General features: G+C 63.3%; 15 protein-coding genes and 1 pseudogene. 4 read left to right on the top strand and 12 right to left on the bottom strand.

The window, feature by feature from the left end:
- Positions 1-2: 2 nt before the first annotated feature.
- Together paaK and paaI are read right to left on the bottom strand one after the other, a co-directional pair.
- Positions 3-1313 (bottom strand): phenylacetate--CoA ligase PaaK, encoded by a 1311-nt coding sequence (paaK, locus tag AAD018_RS05125; protein ID WP_367313202.1) that lies wholly within the window; start codon positions 1311-1313, stop codon positions 3-5.
- Between the two features lie 3 nt (positions 1314-1316).
- Positions 1317-1742 carry a hydroxyphenylacetyl-CoA thioesterase PaaI gene (gene paaI / locus AAD018_RS05120; RefSeq protein ID WP_367314200.1) on the bottom strand — a complete coding sequence of 142 codons (426 nt, stop codon included), beginning with the start codon at positions 1740-1742 and terminating at the stop codon, positions 1317-1319.
- Positions 1743-1994: 252 nt separating this feature from the next.
- Here paaI and paaZ point away from each other — a divergent pair, with 252 nt between their 5' ends.
- The gene (paaZ, locus tag AAD018_RS05115) at positions 1995-4043 is read left to right on the top strand and encodes a phenylacetic acid degradation bifunctional protein PaaZ (protein ID WP_367313203.1); all 2049 of its coding nucleotides are present in this window, start codon (positions 1995-1997) and stop codon (positions 4041-4043) included.
- A gap of 86 nt (positions 4044-4129) precedes the next feature.
- Entirely contained in the window at positions 4130-4831 is a 702-nt protein-coding gene (locus tag AAD018_RS05110; RefSeq protein ID WP_412005178.1) for a hypothetical protein, read from the top strand.
- Between the two features lie 11 nt (positions 4832-4842).
- Here AAD018_RS05110 and AAD018_RS05105 read toward each other — a convergent pair whose 3' ends face one another.
- From AAD018_RS05105 to AAD018_RS05070, 8 genes and pseudogenes are all read right to left on the bottom strand, one after another.
- The gene (locus AAD018_RS05105; RefSeq protein ID WP_367313205.1) at positions 4843-5913 is read right to left on the bottom strand and encodes a 2Fe-2S iron-sulfur cluster-binding protein; all 1071 of its coding nucleotides are present in this window, start codon (positions 5911-5913) and stop codon (positions 4843-4845) included.
- Positions 5914-5924: 11 nt separating this feature from the next.
- A complete protein-coding gene (paaD, locus tag AAD018_RS05100) occupies positions 5925-6395 on the bottom strand; it encodes a 1,2-phenylacetyl-CoA epoxidase subunit PaaD (protein WP_367313206.1) in 471 nt (156 codons plus the stop codon).
- A 1-nt stretch (position 6396) separates the two neighbouring features.
- On the bottom strand, positions 6397-7149 hold the full coding sequence (paaC, locus tag AAD018_RS05095; RefSeq protein WP_367313207.1) for a 1,2-phenylacetyl-CoA epoxidase subunit PaaC: 753 nt from the start codon (positions 7147-7149) through the stop codon (positions 6397-6399).
- 7 nt (positions 7150-7156) lie between these two features.
- Positions 7157-7432, bottom strand: a pseudogene (gene paaB / locus AAD018_RS05090) (1,2-phenylacetyl-CoA epoxidase subunit PaaB); the annotation flags it as partial.
- A 3-nt stretch (positions 7433-7435) separates the two neighbouring features.
- Positions 7436-8413 (bottom strand): 1,2-phenylacetyl-CoA epoxidase subunit PaaA, encoded by a 978-nt coding sequence (gene paaA, locus AAD018_RS05085; RefSeq protein WP_367313208.1) that lies wholly within the window; start codon positions 8411-8413, stop codon positions 7436-7438.
- A 159-nt stretch (positions 8414-8572) separates the two neighbouring features.
- Positions 8573-9625, bottom strand: coding sequence for a DUF1513 domain-containing protein (locus tag AAD018_RS05080; protein ID WP_367313209.1), 1053 nt, complete (start codon positions 9623-9625; stop codon positions 8573-8575).
- On the bottom strand, positions 9625-10584 hold the full coding sequence (locus AAD018_RS05075; protein WP_367313210.1) for an imelysin family protein: 960 nt from the start codon (positions 10582-10584) through the stop codon (positions 9625-9627). Before AAD018_RS05075 ends, AAD018_RS05080 begins: the two co-directional genes overlap by 1 nt.
- A 2-nt stretch (positions 10585-10586) precedes the next feature.
- Positions 10587-12110, bottom strand: coding sequence for a di-heme oxidoreductase family protein (locus tag AAD018_RS05070; RefSeq protein ID WP_367313211.1), 1524 nt, complete (start codon positions 12108-12110; stop codon positions 10587-10589).
- 70 nt (positions 12111-12180) lie between these two features.
- On the opposite strand from AAD018_RS05070, the gene AAD018_RS05065 reads away from it, so the two are divergent.
- Together AAD018_RS05065 and AAD018_RS05060 are read left to right on the top strand one after the other, a co-directional pair.
- Positions 12181-12606, top strand: a complete 426-nt coding sequence (locus AAD018_RS05065; protein WP_367313212.1) for a hypothetical protein — start codon at positions 12181-12183, stop codon at positions 12604-12606.
- Positions 12607-12717: 111 nt separating this feature from the next.
- Positions 12718-13188: a Dps family protein gene (locus tag AAD018_RS05060; protein ID WP_367313213.1), complete on the top strand. Its 471-nt coding sequence runs from the start codon at positions 12718-12720 to the stop codon at positions 13186-13188.
- 62 nt (positions 13189-13250) lie between these two features.
- Here AAD018_RS05060 and AAD018_RS05055 read toward each other — a convergent pair whose 3' ends face one another.
- Together AAD018_RS05055 and AAD018_RS05050 are read right to left on the bottom strand one after the other, a co-directional pair.
- Positions 13251-13508, bottom strand: a complete 258-nt coding sequence (locus AAD018_RS05055; RefSeq protein ID WP_367313214.1) for a DUF1289 domain-containing protein — start codon at positions 13506-13508, stop codon at positions 13251-13253.
- 71 nt (positions 13509-13579) lie between these two features.
- A complete protein-coding gene (locus tag AAD018_RS05050; protein ID WP_367313215.1) occupies positions 13580-14839 on the bottom strand; it encodes an imelysin family protein in 1260 nt (419 codons plus the stop codon).
- Between the last annotated feature and the right edge of the window lie 39 nt (positions 14840-14878).

Below are 14878 nucleotides of genomic sequence, written 5' to 3'. Positions count from 1 at the left end.
CGCTACTCCTTGGGGCGCGCATCGACGACGCGGCGGGCCTTGCCCTGGCTGCGTTCGACACTGCCGGGAGGACCCACGACGACGTCGGTCGATACGCCGATGACGTCCTTGATCTTTTGCGCGAGCGCCTGGGCGGAGGCGGTCCGCGCCTCGGAATCCGACGCCTTTGGCGCCGTCTCGACATGGATCGACATGGCGTCCATGCGCCCATCCCGTTTGAGCTCTATCTGGAAATGCGGGGCGAGTTGGGGAATGGACAGGACCTGTTCTTCGATCTGGGTGGGAAAGATATTCACGCCGCGCAGGATGATCATGTCGTCCGACCGGCCGGTGATCTTCTCCATTCGCCGCATAGAGCGTGCCGTGCCGGGCAGCAACCGCGTCAGATCGCGCGTGCGGTAGCGGATCATCGGCAGGCCCTCCTTGGTGAGCGTGGTGAAGACGAGCTCTCCCATCTCGCCGTCGGGGCAGACCTCACCGGTTTCGGGATCGATGATCTCGGGATAGAAATGATCCTCCCAGATGTGAAGGCCGTCCTTGGTTTCCACGCATTCATTGGCGACGCCGGGACCGAGGATCTCGGAGAGGCCGTAGATGTCGACCGCATGCATGTCGAAGGCGTCCTCTACCTCGCGGCGCATCGCGTTTGTCCAGGGCTCTGCCCCGAAGATCCCGACATTGAGCGGGCTGCTCCGGGGGTCGATGCCGCTTTTGCGGTACTGTTCGAGAATGTTGAGCATGTAGGATGGCGTGACCATGATCGTCGTGGCGCGAAAATCCTCGATCAGGGTGACCTGCCGTTCGGTGAGGCCGCCCGAGACGGGAACCACGGTGCAGCCCAGACGCTCGGCCCCGTAATGGGCGCCGAGTCCGCCGGTGAAGAGCCCGTATCCATAGGCGATGTGCACGATATCGCCGGGCCGGGTGCCGCTGGCGCGCATGGAGCGGGCGACGAGGTCGGCCCACATATCGATATCGTTGCGGGTGTAGCCCACGACGGTTGGCTTTCCGGTCGTGCCGGAGGACGCGTGGAGCCGCACGATCTGGTCGCGGGGCACGGCGAAGAGGCCGAACGGGTAGCTGTCCCTCAGATCGTCCTTATAGGTGAAGGGGAACTTCGCCAGATCCTCCAAAGAGCGCAGGTCATCTGGATGAATGCCCATCGCGTCGAAGCGCTGGCGGTACATCGGCACATTCTCGTAGGCGTGCCGAAGGGACCATTTCATCCGTTCAAGCTGGCGGGCGCGGATCTCGTCGATGGAGGCTACCTCGATCGGGTCGAGAGTGTCGCGCGGGGGTGTGAGGTCTTTCACATGCTACTCCTCGAAAAGCGTGCCGCGGAGCGTCCGGGAGCAGCCTCTGAATTCAGCGATTGCCACGCCATCGCCGGTTGTCACGCTGACGTCGTAGATCCCGCTACGCCCGCTGAGGCTGACCTCGCGCGCCGTCGCAACGAGCCGGTCGCCGACCTGGGCGGGCGCGATGAAAGTGATGGTGTTGTGCTGGGCCACGACCTTTTGGTTGCGGCTATTGCAGGCGAAGGCAAAGGCGCTGTCGGCCAAGGCGAAGATGATCCCGCCATGGCAGATCCCGTGGCCGTTCGCATGATGATCCGCGACGGTGAGCGTCAGGCTGGCAGTGCCTTCATCGACATGCTCGATCGACATGCCCAGCCACGCGCTGGCGCGGTCGCCGGACAGCATGGCGGCTGCGGATTTCTCGGCGCGGGCTGTTGGGGTCAGCATGGAGCGGCGCGGTCTGGTGTTTGCGGCATCACTGGGCGCGCGCATCGCGGCCCTGCGGTCGCGGGAGCAAAGCTGCGTCCCCGACCTTGTGGAGAGATCAAAACCGGCACCGAACTTTCCCTTGCAATCGGCCTTGCGCGAGCCTAGCACAGAATACATTAACCGACCGGTTGGTCAACTTTGTTTCGCAGCGATGGTCCGCCTGTCTGGACGGGGACCAAAGCGAGATCCGAGACGTCAGGGGGCGGGATGGCACTTCAGGATGTGAGAAGCTTTGCGGCGGGCCGGTGGATCGGGTCGGACCAGAGCGCCCGCGAGATCCGGTCGGCCGTCACGGGCGAGGTCATGGCCCGGGCCGGAAACGCGACGCTCGATATGGACGAGATGCTGGATTACGCCAGAGGCCAGGGCGGCCCCGCCCTGCGCGCCATGACGTTTCATGCGCGTGCCCGGATGCTGAAGGCTTTGGCGCAGCATCTGGCAGAGCACAAGCAGCGGCTTTACGACATCTCCTTCGCGACGGGCGCCACGCAAAAAGATCACCTGATCGATATCGATGGCGGGATCGGAACGGTTTTTGTCTTTGCCTCCAAGGGGCGCAGGGAGATGCCGGACGATACCGTCTACGTGGACGGGCAGATCGAGCAGCTATCGCGAGGCGGCACGTTTCTGGGGCAACATATCTGCACGTCCCTGCGGGGCGTGGCGGTGCATATCAATGCCTTCAACTTTCCGGTCTGGGGGATGCTGGAGAAGCTCGCCCCGACGCTGCTGGCGGGGGTGCCTGCGATCGTCAAACCGGCGACGGCCAGCTGCTATGTCGCGGAACTGGCGGTGCAGATCATGTTGGAGAGCAAGATCTTGCCAGAGGGTGCTTTGCAGCTTGTCTCGGGCTCTACCGGAGATCTGCTGGACCGGCTGACGGTGCAGGATGTGGTGAGCTTCACCGGCTCTGCGCGGACGGCTCTTGCGTTGAGATCGGCGGCGCCTTTGCTTGAGCGGGCGGTTCGGTTCGTGGCCGAGCAGGACAGTCTGAACGCCTCGATCCTTGGGCCCGATGCGCGGCCCGGCACGCCGGAATTTGATCTGTTCATCCGCGAGGTCACGCGGGAGATGACGGCCAAGGCCGGTCAGAAATGCACGGCTATCCGCCGCATCATCACGCCCGAAGAGACGGTCGCGCCCGTCATCGAAGCGTTGCGGGACAGGTTGTCGAAAGTGAGGATCGGCGATCCTTCAGACAGCGCGACAGGGATGGGCGCGCTGGTGTCGGCCGAGCAGCGCATGGACGTTCTGGAGAAAGCCGCCCAGATCGAGACGGAGGCCGAGCGGGTCTTTGGCGATCCAGAGGATTTCGAGATCCACGGCGAGGCGGCCCAGTCGGGTGCTTTCGTTCCGCCGATGCTGTTTCACTGCGCCCGGCCCGATATGGCGCAGCACGTCCACGAGGTCGAAGTCTTCGGCCCGGTTTCGACCATCATGCCCTACCGGGATCTGGATCATGCGACCCAGCTTGCAAACAAGGGGCAAGGCAGTCTTGTCGCCTCGATCATCACGCGCGATCCCAAGGTTGCGCGCGCGGTTGCGCTTGGCGCGGGGGCGTTTCACGGCAGGCTGTATTTCAACAACCGCGACAGCATGGCGGAAAGCACCGGCCATGGATCCCCCCTGCCCCATATGGTGCATGGAGGGCCGGGACGGGCCGGGGGCGGCGAGGAGCTTGGCGGGGTGCGCGGGGTGATGCATTACATGCAGCGCACAGCGGTCCAGGGCAGCCCCGACATTCTGTCTGCCATCACAAGCAGATGGGTGCCGGGCGCGACAGAGATCACGCATGAAGACCATCCTTTCACCCGCAGTTTCGACGATCTTGAGCTGGGCGAGACCTTTCGCACAGCTGCCCGGGAGATCATGCTGGAGGATATCGAGCAGTTCGCGCGGTTCACCGGCGATACGTTCTATGCGCATATGGATGACGCGGCGGCCAAGCGGAACCCGTTCTTTCCCGGCCGTGTGGCCCATGGATATCTGATCCTGAGCTTTGCCGCCGGTCTTTTCGTGCAGCCCGACGAGGGGCCGGTTCTGGCCAATACGGGCCTCGACACTCTGCGCTTTCTCAAGCCGGTGGAGCCCGGGGACAGCATCCGGGTCAGCCTGAGCGTGAAGCAGAAGACACCGCGCAACGACGATTACGGAGAGGTCCGCTGGCATGTGGCTGTCGCCAATCAGGACGGGGATCCGGTGGCGAGCTACGATCTGTTGACGATGAACGCCTATGGGGCGGGAACAGGGCCGTAGGCAGCGCACGGCTCGCCATGCTAGGGTCCGGCAAAGACATGTTTCAGGGGTCCGACGGACCAGTGCAGCCTCCCCACCCTCTTGTCATGGATCTTATCGGGCGTGAGAGCCTGAAGACATGGTCGCTTATCGTCACCCTGTTCGGGGATCTGGACGGGGAAGAGCTGACGGGCGCGCAGATCCGGGATCTGCTGGGGCATCTGGGGATCAAGCCGGATGCAATCCGGGTGGCGCTGCATCGTTTGAAAAGCGATGGCTGGATCGTATCGACGCACCATGGCCGGGAAGCGGTCTATGCCCTGTCAAAGACCGCGCGGCGGGAGACGGTTGCGGCCAGCGCGGATGTCTACCGGCAGAAGGTGAAGTTCCCGGAGGGCTGCCGGTTCTACCTGCTGAAAGAGGCGGCGGCTCCGGCGGGATCGGTTGCGCTGACCCGGGAGCTGATCGTGGCGCCACGGGATGTCGCGAGCGGGTTGCCGGATGCGGTCCCGCTTGTGGCCGAGACGGGCGATATCCCGGTCTGGGTCGAGAGGCGTCTGGTGTCCGAGCCGTTTCTTGAGACGGCTGAGGGTCTTGTCGCCATTCTGCAGGCTGCGGAGCGGGCGGGCGGGTTGCCGTCGGAGCGGGACCGGACCGCGATGCGGCTCTTGGTTCTCCATCACTGGCGGCGGCTCGCCCTGCGACCGGGAAGCTGGGCACATATCGGTCTGCTGCCCGAGGGATCTCTGGCCCGGTGCCACCGTCTGGTGACGACTTTTCTGAAGGACAGCCCGCCGATCCGCGCCTGATGCCTTCCGCTTTAGTGTCCTGCCGCGTCGTAGGACCAGACGACCCGTTTGCCCGAGACCGGGTAGCATTGGCAGGTCAGCACGAACCCGGCATCGACCTCGTCATCTTCGAGGGCGTGATTGGCGATCATCTCGACATCGCCTTGCTCTACCTTGGCTTTGCAGGTCGAACAGACGCCCGCCTTGCAGGCAAAGGGCGCATCGAGATTGCTGGCCAAGGCCGCATCCAGAAGACTGGTGCCGCCGGGGATGGTCAGCGTCTGCGCCTGGCCGCCGATCGTGACGCGACCGGGGATGCCATCCGCCATTTCGGAAAGATCCGCGACCGGCGTGGGCAGGCGGCCCGGTTGGCCGCTGGCAAAGAGCTCGAACCGGATCCGGTCACGCGGCAGGCCATGCGCCTCAAGCGCGCCGGAGATCGCCAGCATCATCGGTTCGGGGCCGCAGATCAGGGCCATGTCGACAGAGCTTATGTCGATCCAGGACCGGAAGAGGTTGGCGCATTTCGCCTCGTCCACGCGGCCGCGAAAGAGGTCGATCTCCTGGCTGTCATCCTCGAGGATGTGGATCACGTTCAGACGGCCGAGATGCCGGTTCTTGAGGTCCTCCAGCCCTTCGCGGAACATGATCGTGGCCGGTGTGCGGTTGGCGTAGACCAGCGTGATCCTCGCCTCCAAGTTTTCCGTGAGGGTACTGTGCAGGATCGACAGGATCGGTGTGATCCCCGAGCCGCCCGCGAAGGCCAGATAGTGCGGTGCCTCGATGCCGGAGGCGGCGTTGAAGTTGCCCATGGGCGGCATCGCCTCGATCACGTCGCCTGCCGCCAGTTCGGTGTTCGCCCAGGTCGAGAAGGCGCCGCCCGGAACGCGTTTGATCCCAACCTGCAGCGGGCCTTTCCTGTCGCCTGTGCAGATCGAATAGGATCGCCGGATCTCGTGCTCTCCGAACTGGCGCCGGAACGTGAGATACTGGCCCGGCGTGAAGGCGAAGGCCTGATGATCTTGGGGGTTCAGGGTCACGACAACCGCATCGCGGATGGTCTTTTCGACGGCTGTGACCGTGAGGGGATGAAAGTGGGGCATGGTCTGCGTCTTCAGATACATTTGAAATAGTCGAACGGCTCGAGGCAGTCAGTGCAGCGCCACAGGGCCTTGCAGGGCGTCGAGCCGAACTGGCTGATCCTCTCGGTGGCCGTCGAATGGCATTGCGGGCAGCGCTTGGGACCTCCGGCGGCCTGAGGCGGCGCGATGCCGTAGCGTTCCAGCTGCGCGCGGCCTTTGTCCGACAGCCAGTCCGTCGTCCAGGGCGGCGCGATGCGGGTCGTCAGGCGGACCGCCTGAACGCCGCTTTGAGCCAGTGCCGTTTCGATATCGAGCGCGATCACGGCCATGGCGGGGCAGCCCGAATAGGTTGGGGTGATCGTCACCTCGACGGTATCGTCCTTGACGCGAACATCGCGCACCACGCCCAGATCGACGACCGAGATGACCGGGATCTCGGGGTCGGGCACGCTTTCGAGCCATTCCCAGATCTGCGCCTCGTCTATCGCGCGGGCCACAGCCATCCTACCAGACCGCTCCGGGATAGGAGCGTTGCAGGGTCTGCATCGTGGCCAGCATGTGACCCAGATGCTCGGTATGGCGACGGCCGGTGCGACCGCCCGATTGGGCGAAGGAGCTGTCCGGCCTTGTCAGGCAGGCTTTGGCCAGCACCTCTTCCGTCTTTACCTGCCATGCAGACTGCATTGCCGACGGCATCGGCGCGATGCCGGTGTCCGCCATGGCGGCGTCGGTCGCGTCATCGGCGAACATCTCGCCGGTATAGGGCCAGAGGTAGTCCAGCGCGGCCTGCATGCGGCTCTGGCTTTCCTCGGTGCCGTCGCCAAGGGCGATCACCGTCCCGGAGGAGCGGTCGAGATGGTAGAGCGCCTCCTTCACCGATTTCGCCGCGATCTCGGCGATGCGGGGGTCGGAGCTGCCTGACAGCGCGGTCAGCCAGGGGACCTGAAACGCATCGAAGAGAAACTGCCGCATCAGCGTCCGGCCGAAATCTGCATTGGGTGCCTCGAGCATCAGCAGGTTCCGGAAATCATAAGGATCGCGCAGGAAGGCGAGATCGTTGGCCGACCGGCCCGCGTCTTCAACCTCGGCTGCGTAGGCGAGCCAGAGCTGGGTCTGCCCGATGAGATCAAGCGCGGTATTCGTGAGCGCGATATCCTCTTCAAGGGCGGGTGCGATGCCGCACCATTCGGACATGCGGTGCCCCAGAACCAGGGTATTGTCGCCTTGCCGCAGGAGAAATTCGAGGAGAGGGGTCATCACATTTCCCAACATCGTCCGGGATGTCGTAGAAGGTCGGATGGCGATAGATCTTGTCGCGGGCCGGATCGTACATCGGGCCTTTCTCCGACGGGCTTGAGGCGGTGATCCGGTCCGCTTCGACCACCCAGATGCTGACGCCTTCATTGCGGCGGGTATAGACATCCCGCGCGTTCCTGATCGCGTGTTCAGCATCGGCGGCGTGAAGAGAGCCGACGTGGCGGTGGCTCATCCCGTGCTGGCCTCGGATGAAGACTTCCCAGAGGGGCCATTCTTTGCTCATGGTCTATTCCGCCGCCATCTTGCGCGCGGCGGATTTCTCGGCATGTGCCATCAAGGCGTCGCGGACCCAAGCGCCGTCGTCCCATGCGGTTCGGCGGGCGGTTATCCGGTCGACATTGCAGGGGCCGTTGCCCGCGATGACTTCGAAAAACTCGCTCCAGTCTGGTTCGGTGAAGCTGTAATGCCCCTCCTCCTCGTTCCATGCGAGGTCCGGATCGGGAATGGTCAGGCCAAGGTATTCGGCCTGGGGCACCGTTTCGTCCACGAATTTCTGGCGCAGCTCGTCATTGGTGTTCATCTTGATCTTCCACGCCATGGACTGCGCGGAGTGAACGCTGTCCTTGTCGGAGGGGCCGAACATCATCAGGGCGGGAAACCAGAAGCGGTTCAGGGCATCCTGCGCCATCCGGCGCTGGTCGGAGCTTCCGCCCGCCATCGCCATCATGATGTGAAAGCCCTGTCTTTGGTGAAAGCTTTCCTCCTTGCAGATCCGGACCATGGCGCGGGCATAGGGACCGTAGGAGGTGCGTTGGAGCGGCACCTGGTTCATGATCGCGGCCCCGTCGACCAGCCAGCCGACAGCGCCCATATCGGCCCAGGTGAGGGTGGGATAGTTGAAGATCGACGAATATTTCATCCGGCCATCGAGCAGCATCCGGGTCAGCTCGTCGCGCGTGACGCCCAATGTCTCGGCGGCGCAATAAAGGTAAAGTCCGTGTCCCGCCTCGTCCTGGACTTTGGCCAGAAGGTTCGCCTTACGCTCGAGCGTCGGGGCCCGGGTGATCCAGTTGCCCTCGGGGAGTTGGCCGACGATCTCGGAATGGGCATGCTGCCCGATCTGCCGGATCAGGGTCTTGCGATAGCCCTCGGGCATCCAGTCCTTCGGCTCGATCTGTTCGCCGGCATCGATCCGGGCCTGAAAGGCGGCCAGTTTCTCAGGGCTGTCCTTGGTCGCCTCGGACGTCACCATCTGTGCGTACATGCCTTGGCTCCTTCAATCGTGCGGTTTGCCGCTGCCAGTCACAGGCGCTGCGTTCACTCATCAGTTTATCATGTTACGGGATATAAATCATCATGGTTTTTGTAACATGATAGGGGCGTGCATGGCCCCCGGTCCTTTCCCTGACGAAAGGAGGGGCGGTCAGAGTGGGACCAGATGGTTGTCGAAGGCGAGAGGATGTTCGGCAAGCCGCGTGAGGCCGGTGTCGTCCAGCCGGTAGATCCGACCGTTTCCGTCGGTGGCCAGGGTCTGGTCGGTCGTTCTGCACAGACCGCAGATATCGGGCGCATGTTGGGAAACGATGACCGTTCCGTTCTGGCCAAGAAGCGCGACCCGTCCGCTGCGGGGGGCGGAGACCGCGATGCCTGCGCTATGGGTCGAAACGCTGCCGATATAGGCGCCCAGGTTGCGCATCTGTTCGATGTCCGGTGTCAAATCGGTGAGCGTTCCGTCCTCGTAGAGAGCGACAAGCGGAGGGGCGTCGAACGGATCGCCTTGCCACTGGAAACCGACGGCGATGCGACCCTGCCGGTCGGCTGCGATATGGCGCAGGGAGTTCTGATGAGCCTTGGGCTGGACCTGCTGCAGGATGGATCCCGAATTGCGGAGGATCGTGAGGTTCGGCTGCATCTTATCCAGATTGAGCTTCTCGCGACCCGTTTTCGGATGGGTCCGGATGCCGCCATTGGCGACGGCGAGCCTGCCCCCGCCTATGCGGATGATCTCGTGCGGTCCGATCCCGCCGGAGGGGAATTCATCGATGCGCGCATAGCCAAGACGCCGGTCCCAGACGCCGATCCGCCCTGCCCCGCTAGCATAGTCGTTTTCGGTCGTGAAGAGCAGCGCGCCGTCTTCGGAAAAGGCCGCATGACCGTAGAAATGCCGCCCTTCGGGGGCTTCCAGCTGCCTGCGCACGATGCCTTGCGCGCAATCGAGGACCAGCGCGAAGGTTCCCGGTCGGCGGGCGATCACGACCGCTTCGGCGCGGGTGGGGTGCGCTGCGCCCGCATGGGCGCGGGCGGGAAGCGGGATGGTGAAGGCGAGGCTCCCGTCCTGGCGCAAGCCGGTGAGAGCGAAGGACCCGTCCGGGCGGCGCGCGCCGCTGAGAGCGACAGGGCTGCCCACTGCGGCCCATCCCGGCACCGGTGCAGCCAAGGCGCTGAGCCCGGCGACAAATCCCCGTCGCGAGAGCATCAGTCGCCGTCCAGCGCGTTGAACCCGGCCTGAATGCCAAGGGGGTTTCCGATCTCTTCGATAACGGCGAGCTGAACGGCGCGGACCGCCTGCTGGAGGACCTCGATCTTGAACCGCGAGGCGGGATCCGCAACGCCCGCCAACGTGGGATCGTTGAGCGCTGCCGCACGGGCGCGGGCCTCGGCGAAGGCGGCCTGCGTCTGGGGCGTGTCTGCGGCCATGGTCGTGGTCAAATCTTCGAGCGCCGCGAGGCTCAGCTTGATATGGCGCAGGGTGCGGCCGGACCGCCGCGCCTCCGCTCGGGCCGGTCGGGGGCGATCGAATGTCCCCAGTGGACGGCCGAGGCGCTGGTCGTGCAGGAATTCCAGGCCGGTCGAAAGAGCGGTGAAGAGCGCTCGCTGTGCTTCGAGGTCGGACTGGTAGCGCGCATTCGCTCCGGCGTCGCGGAGAAGGGTCGCGTGATCCTCCCACCCTTCTTCGAGGAGGGTCGATTTGCGGGCGAGATCGCGCGCGATAGCCACCGCAAGCTGGCACGCATAGTCAGGATCGGTTTGCGACTCGTAAAGGAGGCGTTCCAGGGCGGTGAAGCCCTGCGCCGCCACCGATACCTCGCCGAAGCTGTCCGGATCATCGACGATCGGATCGGTTGCCGATGCGAGGTCGCGAAGGGCCTTGCCCGTCCTGTCCTTCGGATCGGGCCAGAAGGCCATAGCAAGTGACAGACCCTGATCCTCGATTGGTCCGAACTGGATGTGGCTGACACCGAGCCAAGCGTCATAGGCGGTGTTGAATGGCGCCTTAAGAGGCTCTGGCGTGCAGTCCTCTTCTGCGGCGGCTGCGAGCGTGGCGGTTGTCTCGGCAAGCTTGAGATGGCCAGGGAGGATATGGCGGTCGAGGGCGGCATCCACATCCGCGAAAGCAGGGGCTGCGACGAGGGAGAGAGCAAGGGCAAGGCGCATATCTAGAGACTTTCAAGAAAACGAATGAGAGCGGCGCGATCGGCTTTCGGCATCTCGACGACCGCCTGCTTTTGCGCTTCGGCTTCGCCGCCGTGCCAGAGCACGGCTTCAAGCAGCGACCGTGCCCGCCCGTCATGCAGGAAATAGGTATGGCCCGAGACCTGACGGGTGAGCCCGATCCCCCAAAGCGGCGGCGTGCGCCACTCCCGGCCGGTCGCGCGCACCTCCGGACGGTTGTCGGCCAGGCCGGGCCCCATATTGTGCAGGAGCATGTCGGTATAGGGCCAGATCAGCTGGAAGCTTTGCTCTGGCTGGCGGGCGAGACGATGGGTGACGAATTTCGGGGTATGGCAGGCTATGCAGCCGGTGTCGTAGAAGATGCGCTTGCCATGTAAAACCTCGGGATCGTCCACATCGCGGCGGGCGGGCACGCCGAGATTGGAGGCGTAGAAGGTCACAAGGTCGAGCCCTTCATCGCCGATCTCGGCGTTGTCGTGGATCGCCGTCTCGCCGTGGGGTGCGGTGCGGCAGGCCGATTGCGCCTCGGTGCAATCGCCATAGGCCGCCGGGAACAGCGTTGTCGAAATTCCGATATCGCCGGAGAAGGCGGAGGCGGATTGCTCTTTCACCGATGGCTGGCCCGCCTTGAGCCCGAAGCGCCCGAGCATGGGCACGCCGTGCTCTTGAGACAGTACGATCTGGGCGCGACCGGAAATCCGGTCACCATCGAGATCGCCCGGATCGGCAAGGGCGAGGATGTCGGCGGCGGGGATCGCATCGAGCAGTCCGAGACCGATCATCTGCGGCGCGACACGCGGTGAGAGCATCATATCCGGATGAAGCGGGCCGTAGCCAAGATCCTCAATCGCATAAGTGGGCCGCCGGAGGCTGGCGGTTTCCCCCTCTGACAAAGAGATCGGCTCTTCGGTATAGCGGATCGCGAGCCTGCCTTCGGCCGGGTGACCAGCGACGGTGAAGTCCTGCAACTGGCCGCCATAGGTGGGGTCTGGGGCGGAGTTCAGATAATCCTGTATCTCGCCGAAATCGGGGCCACCCGGGATCGACAGGCGCGCGATCATCGACACACGGCTGTCCTCGGGCCCGTCTGGCGGGTGGCCGCGTCCATCCTTGAGATGGCACCGCTGGCAGGACCGTGCGTTGTAAAGCGGCCCCAGCCCGTCGGAGGCAAGGGTGGAGGACGGCGACGAGACCCAGAGCTTTTTAAAGAGGCCGTTGCCGACTTTGAAGTCGAGTTCGCGTTCGAAACTGATATTGGCCGAGGGCTGGCTGAAGGCGTCTCGGGTGCCGGACGAACGGACCGTCGCCGCCCCGGCCTGATTCGCCTCGAAAGGTTCCGCCATCTCGAATTCCGTCGCAGGCCGGGTCACATTCGCGATCCGCGCCGCCTCTTGAGGGGTGCGTGGGACAATTTGCAGGTGTAAATCCTGAAGATCCTGAGCGTAAACTGAACTGGACGCTGCGAAAACAGCAGCCAAGACAGCAATGGTTCTTGTGAGACGCGACATATCCTATAAATATACTCAGGAATTAGGATTGGCGAGCGGATAGCACGCCTGAGCCTGGAGAAACGCAAAGATGGTGGCACTCAGCAAACAGCAGATCGACTGGAGCTGGCCCGATGCCGTTCCGTCGGATCGGAGCGCGGACGCCTTCCTGAACCATGTGCGGTTCGTCGCGCTGGGCTGCCGGGCAAAAGCCCGCACGGATCTGTTCGAAGCCTGCGCGCTGCTGTCTCTGGACCGACACTCGTCCTTTCGGGCGCATGCGGAGGCGCTGATCCTGTGCCTGAGCGACGCGCTGGGTCAGCGCGCCATCCTGTTCCGGCCCGGAACGCGGGAGCACTCTTTCGACGAGGCGTGGCTGTTGCGGTTGGCTGCCGCGCTTGCGCAGAGCGACGAAGACAGCGCCGCATTTCTTCTAAGATCGCGCCTGCCCCGGGAGCATCACCGCCATATCCGGTTTCTCGTCACGCGGATCTCCCTGCCGTTCGCCCTAACTTAGAATTATTCTAAATAGGGCTTGCCTCGGGCGGCTGCCTTGCTATTTGTTAAGCAGCAAGCCAGCCAGCCGTTCCCGGCAAGCAAGCGAAAAACTGAACATCAGGGACATATCATGACGCAGACAGCAGTCGCATTGTCGACCGATGCCAAAACAGAAATCGTCGAAGCACTGAACCAGAGTGTTGCCGAAACGGCCGTGACGACGATGCTTGCACAGAACTTCCATTGGAACGTGACCGGTATGGCCTTTGGCCCGCTTCACGATCTGTTCCAGAAGATCTACGAGGATCATTTCGTCGCGCAGGACGATCTTGCGGAGCGTATCAAGGCGCTCGACGGACATGCGGAGGGCATGCTTGAGGTTATGCTGAAGCGATCGAAGGTCGCCGAGCATGACGGTCACGCCACCGACAAGGACATGATCGCCATGATGCTGTCCGCGCAGGAGACGCTGGCGTCGACGGTTGCGGGCTGCGGCGAGTTGGCCGCGAATCACGGAGATACGCTCACCGAGGATCTGTGCATCGCGCGCGGCGAAGTGCATGAGAAATTCGCGTGGTTTCTCAGAAGCCACCTGCGCTAAGCGGCACTGATCCGGATTGAGAAAGGCCGCATATCCGTGCGGCCTTTTTTCATGTCCACCAGCTAGGCGGCCTTTCGGACGGCCCTGACCGGCTTGGCTTTTTTCTTCATGCATTTCTTGAGGTATTCGGGCGCCCAATGCTTGTAGCGCCCGAGCCGGGATTGCTGACCCACGAGCATTTCGACAAAGGCGTCGCGATGCTTGTTCTTCTTCAACTCCTTGAAGAGCGACTTTTGCGCCTTTGTCATCGAGCAGCCGATGCAATGGCCTTCACGCTTGAACTTGCACACGTCGATGCAGGGGCTTGGGGTCTTTGCCATGGGAGTCGTGCCTTGCTTGCTTGAGGGAAGACCTAGGATCGGTCTTCCGTCTTGCCAGGTGGCAGTTTGTCTTACTGGAACACCGCCTCGGGATCATCGAGGCTGTCGGATCCTTCGAAGGCAATTGTCTTCACATCGAGAGCCGCAACGGCACGTTCGATCGACCGGGTCTGATCGATCAGGGCATCGACCGCCCCCATGATAAGCGCCTCGCCCGCCTCATTGCCGCGTTCGAGCATCATATCATAGGCGAAGCCGGCTTCGGCCGCCGTCTTCATCTCGGACATCTCGAACATCGTCGCGTTCAGCTTCGACGTCAGTTCGGTATCTACGCCCGCATCCGCCGCGGCTACGAGCGATGACAAGGACGGGCCCGAGACGACAGTTCCGTCGATCCGGGTATAGCTGCCGAGATAGACGTTTCGAATGCCCAGAGCGTCATAGAAGTGGCTGTTATGGGTGTTGTCGGAGAAGCAGTCATGCTCTTCCTCCGGGTCGTTGAGCATGACGCCGAGCTTCATCCGCTCGCCTGCCTGCTCACCATAGGAAAGCGATCCCATCCCGGTCAGGATGCTTGAGATCCCCGCGGTTTCGTCTGCGATGAGTTGGGCGCGGGCTTCCCCGCCGTCCTGCCATTGGCCGACCATCCATTCGAGATCCGAAACAAGCAGCTCTGTCGCCGCTTTGAGATAGTCGGCACGGCGGTCGCAGTTCCCGCCTGTGCAGGCCTCGCCGGACGCGTAGTCGGTCCAGGGGCGATTGCCTGCACCGGGACCATGACCGTTCAGGTCCTGACCCCAGAGGAGAAATTCGATGGCATGATAGCCCGTCGCCACGTTCGACTCGACGCCGTCAGCCTCGTGCAGGGCGCCTTCCAGAAGCGCGGGCGTGATATCGGCGGCATCGACCTGCTCGCCCGACAGGGTGAAGGCCGGATTGGCGATGACATTGAGCACCGCATATTCGTTCTCGTCGGTCGCGCCGCCATAGGAGCCGTCCACGTAGTCGATCAACCCTTCATCGAGGGGCCAGGCATTCACCTTGCCTTCCCAATCGTCGACGATGGCATTGCCGAAGCGGTAGACCTCGGTTTGCTGGTACGGCACGCGCGCTTCGATCCAGGCGTCCCTCACGGATTGCAGCGCTTGCGCGGACGGGGCGTCGACGAGTGTGTTGACCGCCTCGAGCAGGTCCTGCGCCGAGGTCAGGCTGTCTTCGTATTTGGCCTCGGCGATGTCGGCATAGGTGCCCAGCACAGCGGCCCGGTCAGCAAATGCCGGGACTGCGGTCAAAAGCGTCGTTCCGAGCGCGGCTGCGATTGTAAGTTTCATTCCTGTCTGTTCCCCTGTTGAACAATTATTCGATTGGAT

Source organism: Aestuariibius insulae (genome assembly GCF_040783535.2).
GTDB lineage: Bacteria > Pseudomonadota > Alphaproteobacteria > Rhodobacterales > Rhodobacteraceae > Aestuariibius > Aestuariibius insulae.
This window is presented reverse-complemented; position numbering and strand designations above follow the sequence as displayed.

Bases quoted from the DNA above. Each gene is read 5' to 3' on its own strand.
- paaZ (WP_367313203.1), top strand. From the start codon at position 1,995: ATGGCACTTCAGGATGTGAGAAGCTTTGCGGCGGGCCGGTGGATCGGG.
- AAD018_RS05110 (WP_412005178.1), top strand. From the start codon at position 4,130: ATGGATCTTATCGGGCGTGAGAGCCTGAAGACATGGTCGCTTATCGTC.
- AAD018_RS05105 (WP_367313205.1), bottom strand. From the start codon at position 5,913: ATGCCCCACTTTCATCCCCTCACGGTCACAGCCGTCGAAAAGACCATC.
- paaD (WP_367313206.1), bottom strand. From the start codon at position 6,395: ATGGCTGTGGCCCGCGCGATAGACGAGGCGCAGATCTGGGAATGGCTC.
- paaC (WP_367313207.1), bottom strand. From the start codon at position 7,149: ATGACCCCTCTCCTCGAATTTCTCCTGCGGCAAGGCGACAATACCCTG.
- paaA (WP_367313208.1), bottom strand. From the start codon at position 8,413: ATGTACGCACAGATGGTGACGTCCGAGGCGACCAAGGACAGCCCTGAG.
- AAD018_RS05080 (WP_367313209.1), bottom strand. From the start codon at position 9,625: ATGCTCTCGCGACGGGGATTTGTCGCCGGGCTCAGCGCCTTGGCTGCA.
- AAD018_RS05075 (WP_367313210.1), bottom strand. From the start codon at position 10,584: ATGCGCCTTGCCCTTGCTCTCTCCCTCGTCGCAGCCCCTGCTTTCGCG.
- AAD018_RS05070 (WP_367313211.1), bottom strand. From the start codon at position 12,110: ATGTCGCGTCTCACAAGAACCATTGCTGTCTTGGCTGCTGTTTTCGCA.
- AAD018_RS05065 (WP_367313212.1), top strand. From the start codon at position 12,181: ATGGTGGCACTCAGCAAACAGCAGATCGACTGGAGCTGGCCCGATGCC.
- AAD018_RS05060 (WP_367313213.1), top strand. From the start codon at position 12,718: ATGACGCAGACAGCAGTCGCATTGTCGACCGATGCCAAAACAGAAATC.
- AAD018_RS05055 (WP_367313214.1), bottom strand. From the start codon at position 13,508: ATGGCAAAGACCCCAAGCCCCTGCATCGACGTGTGCAAGTTCAAGCGT.
- AAD018_RS05050 (WP_367313215.1), bottom strand. From the start codon at position 14,839: ATGAAACTTACAATCGCAGCCGCGCTCGGAACGACGCTTTTGACCGCA.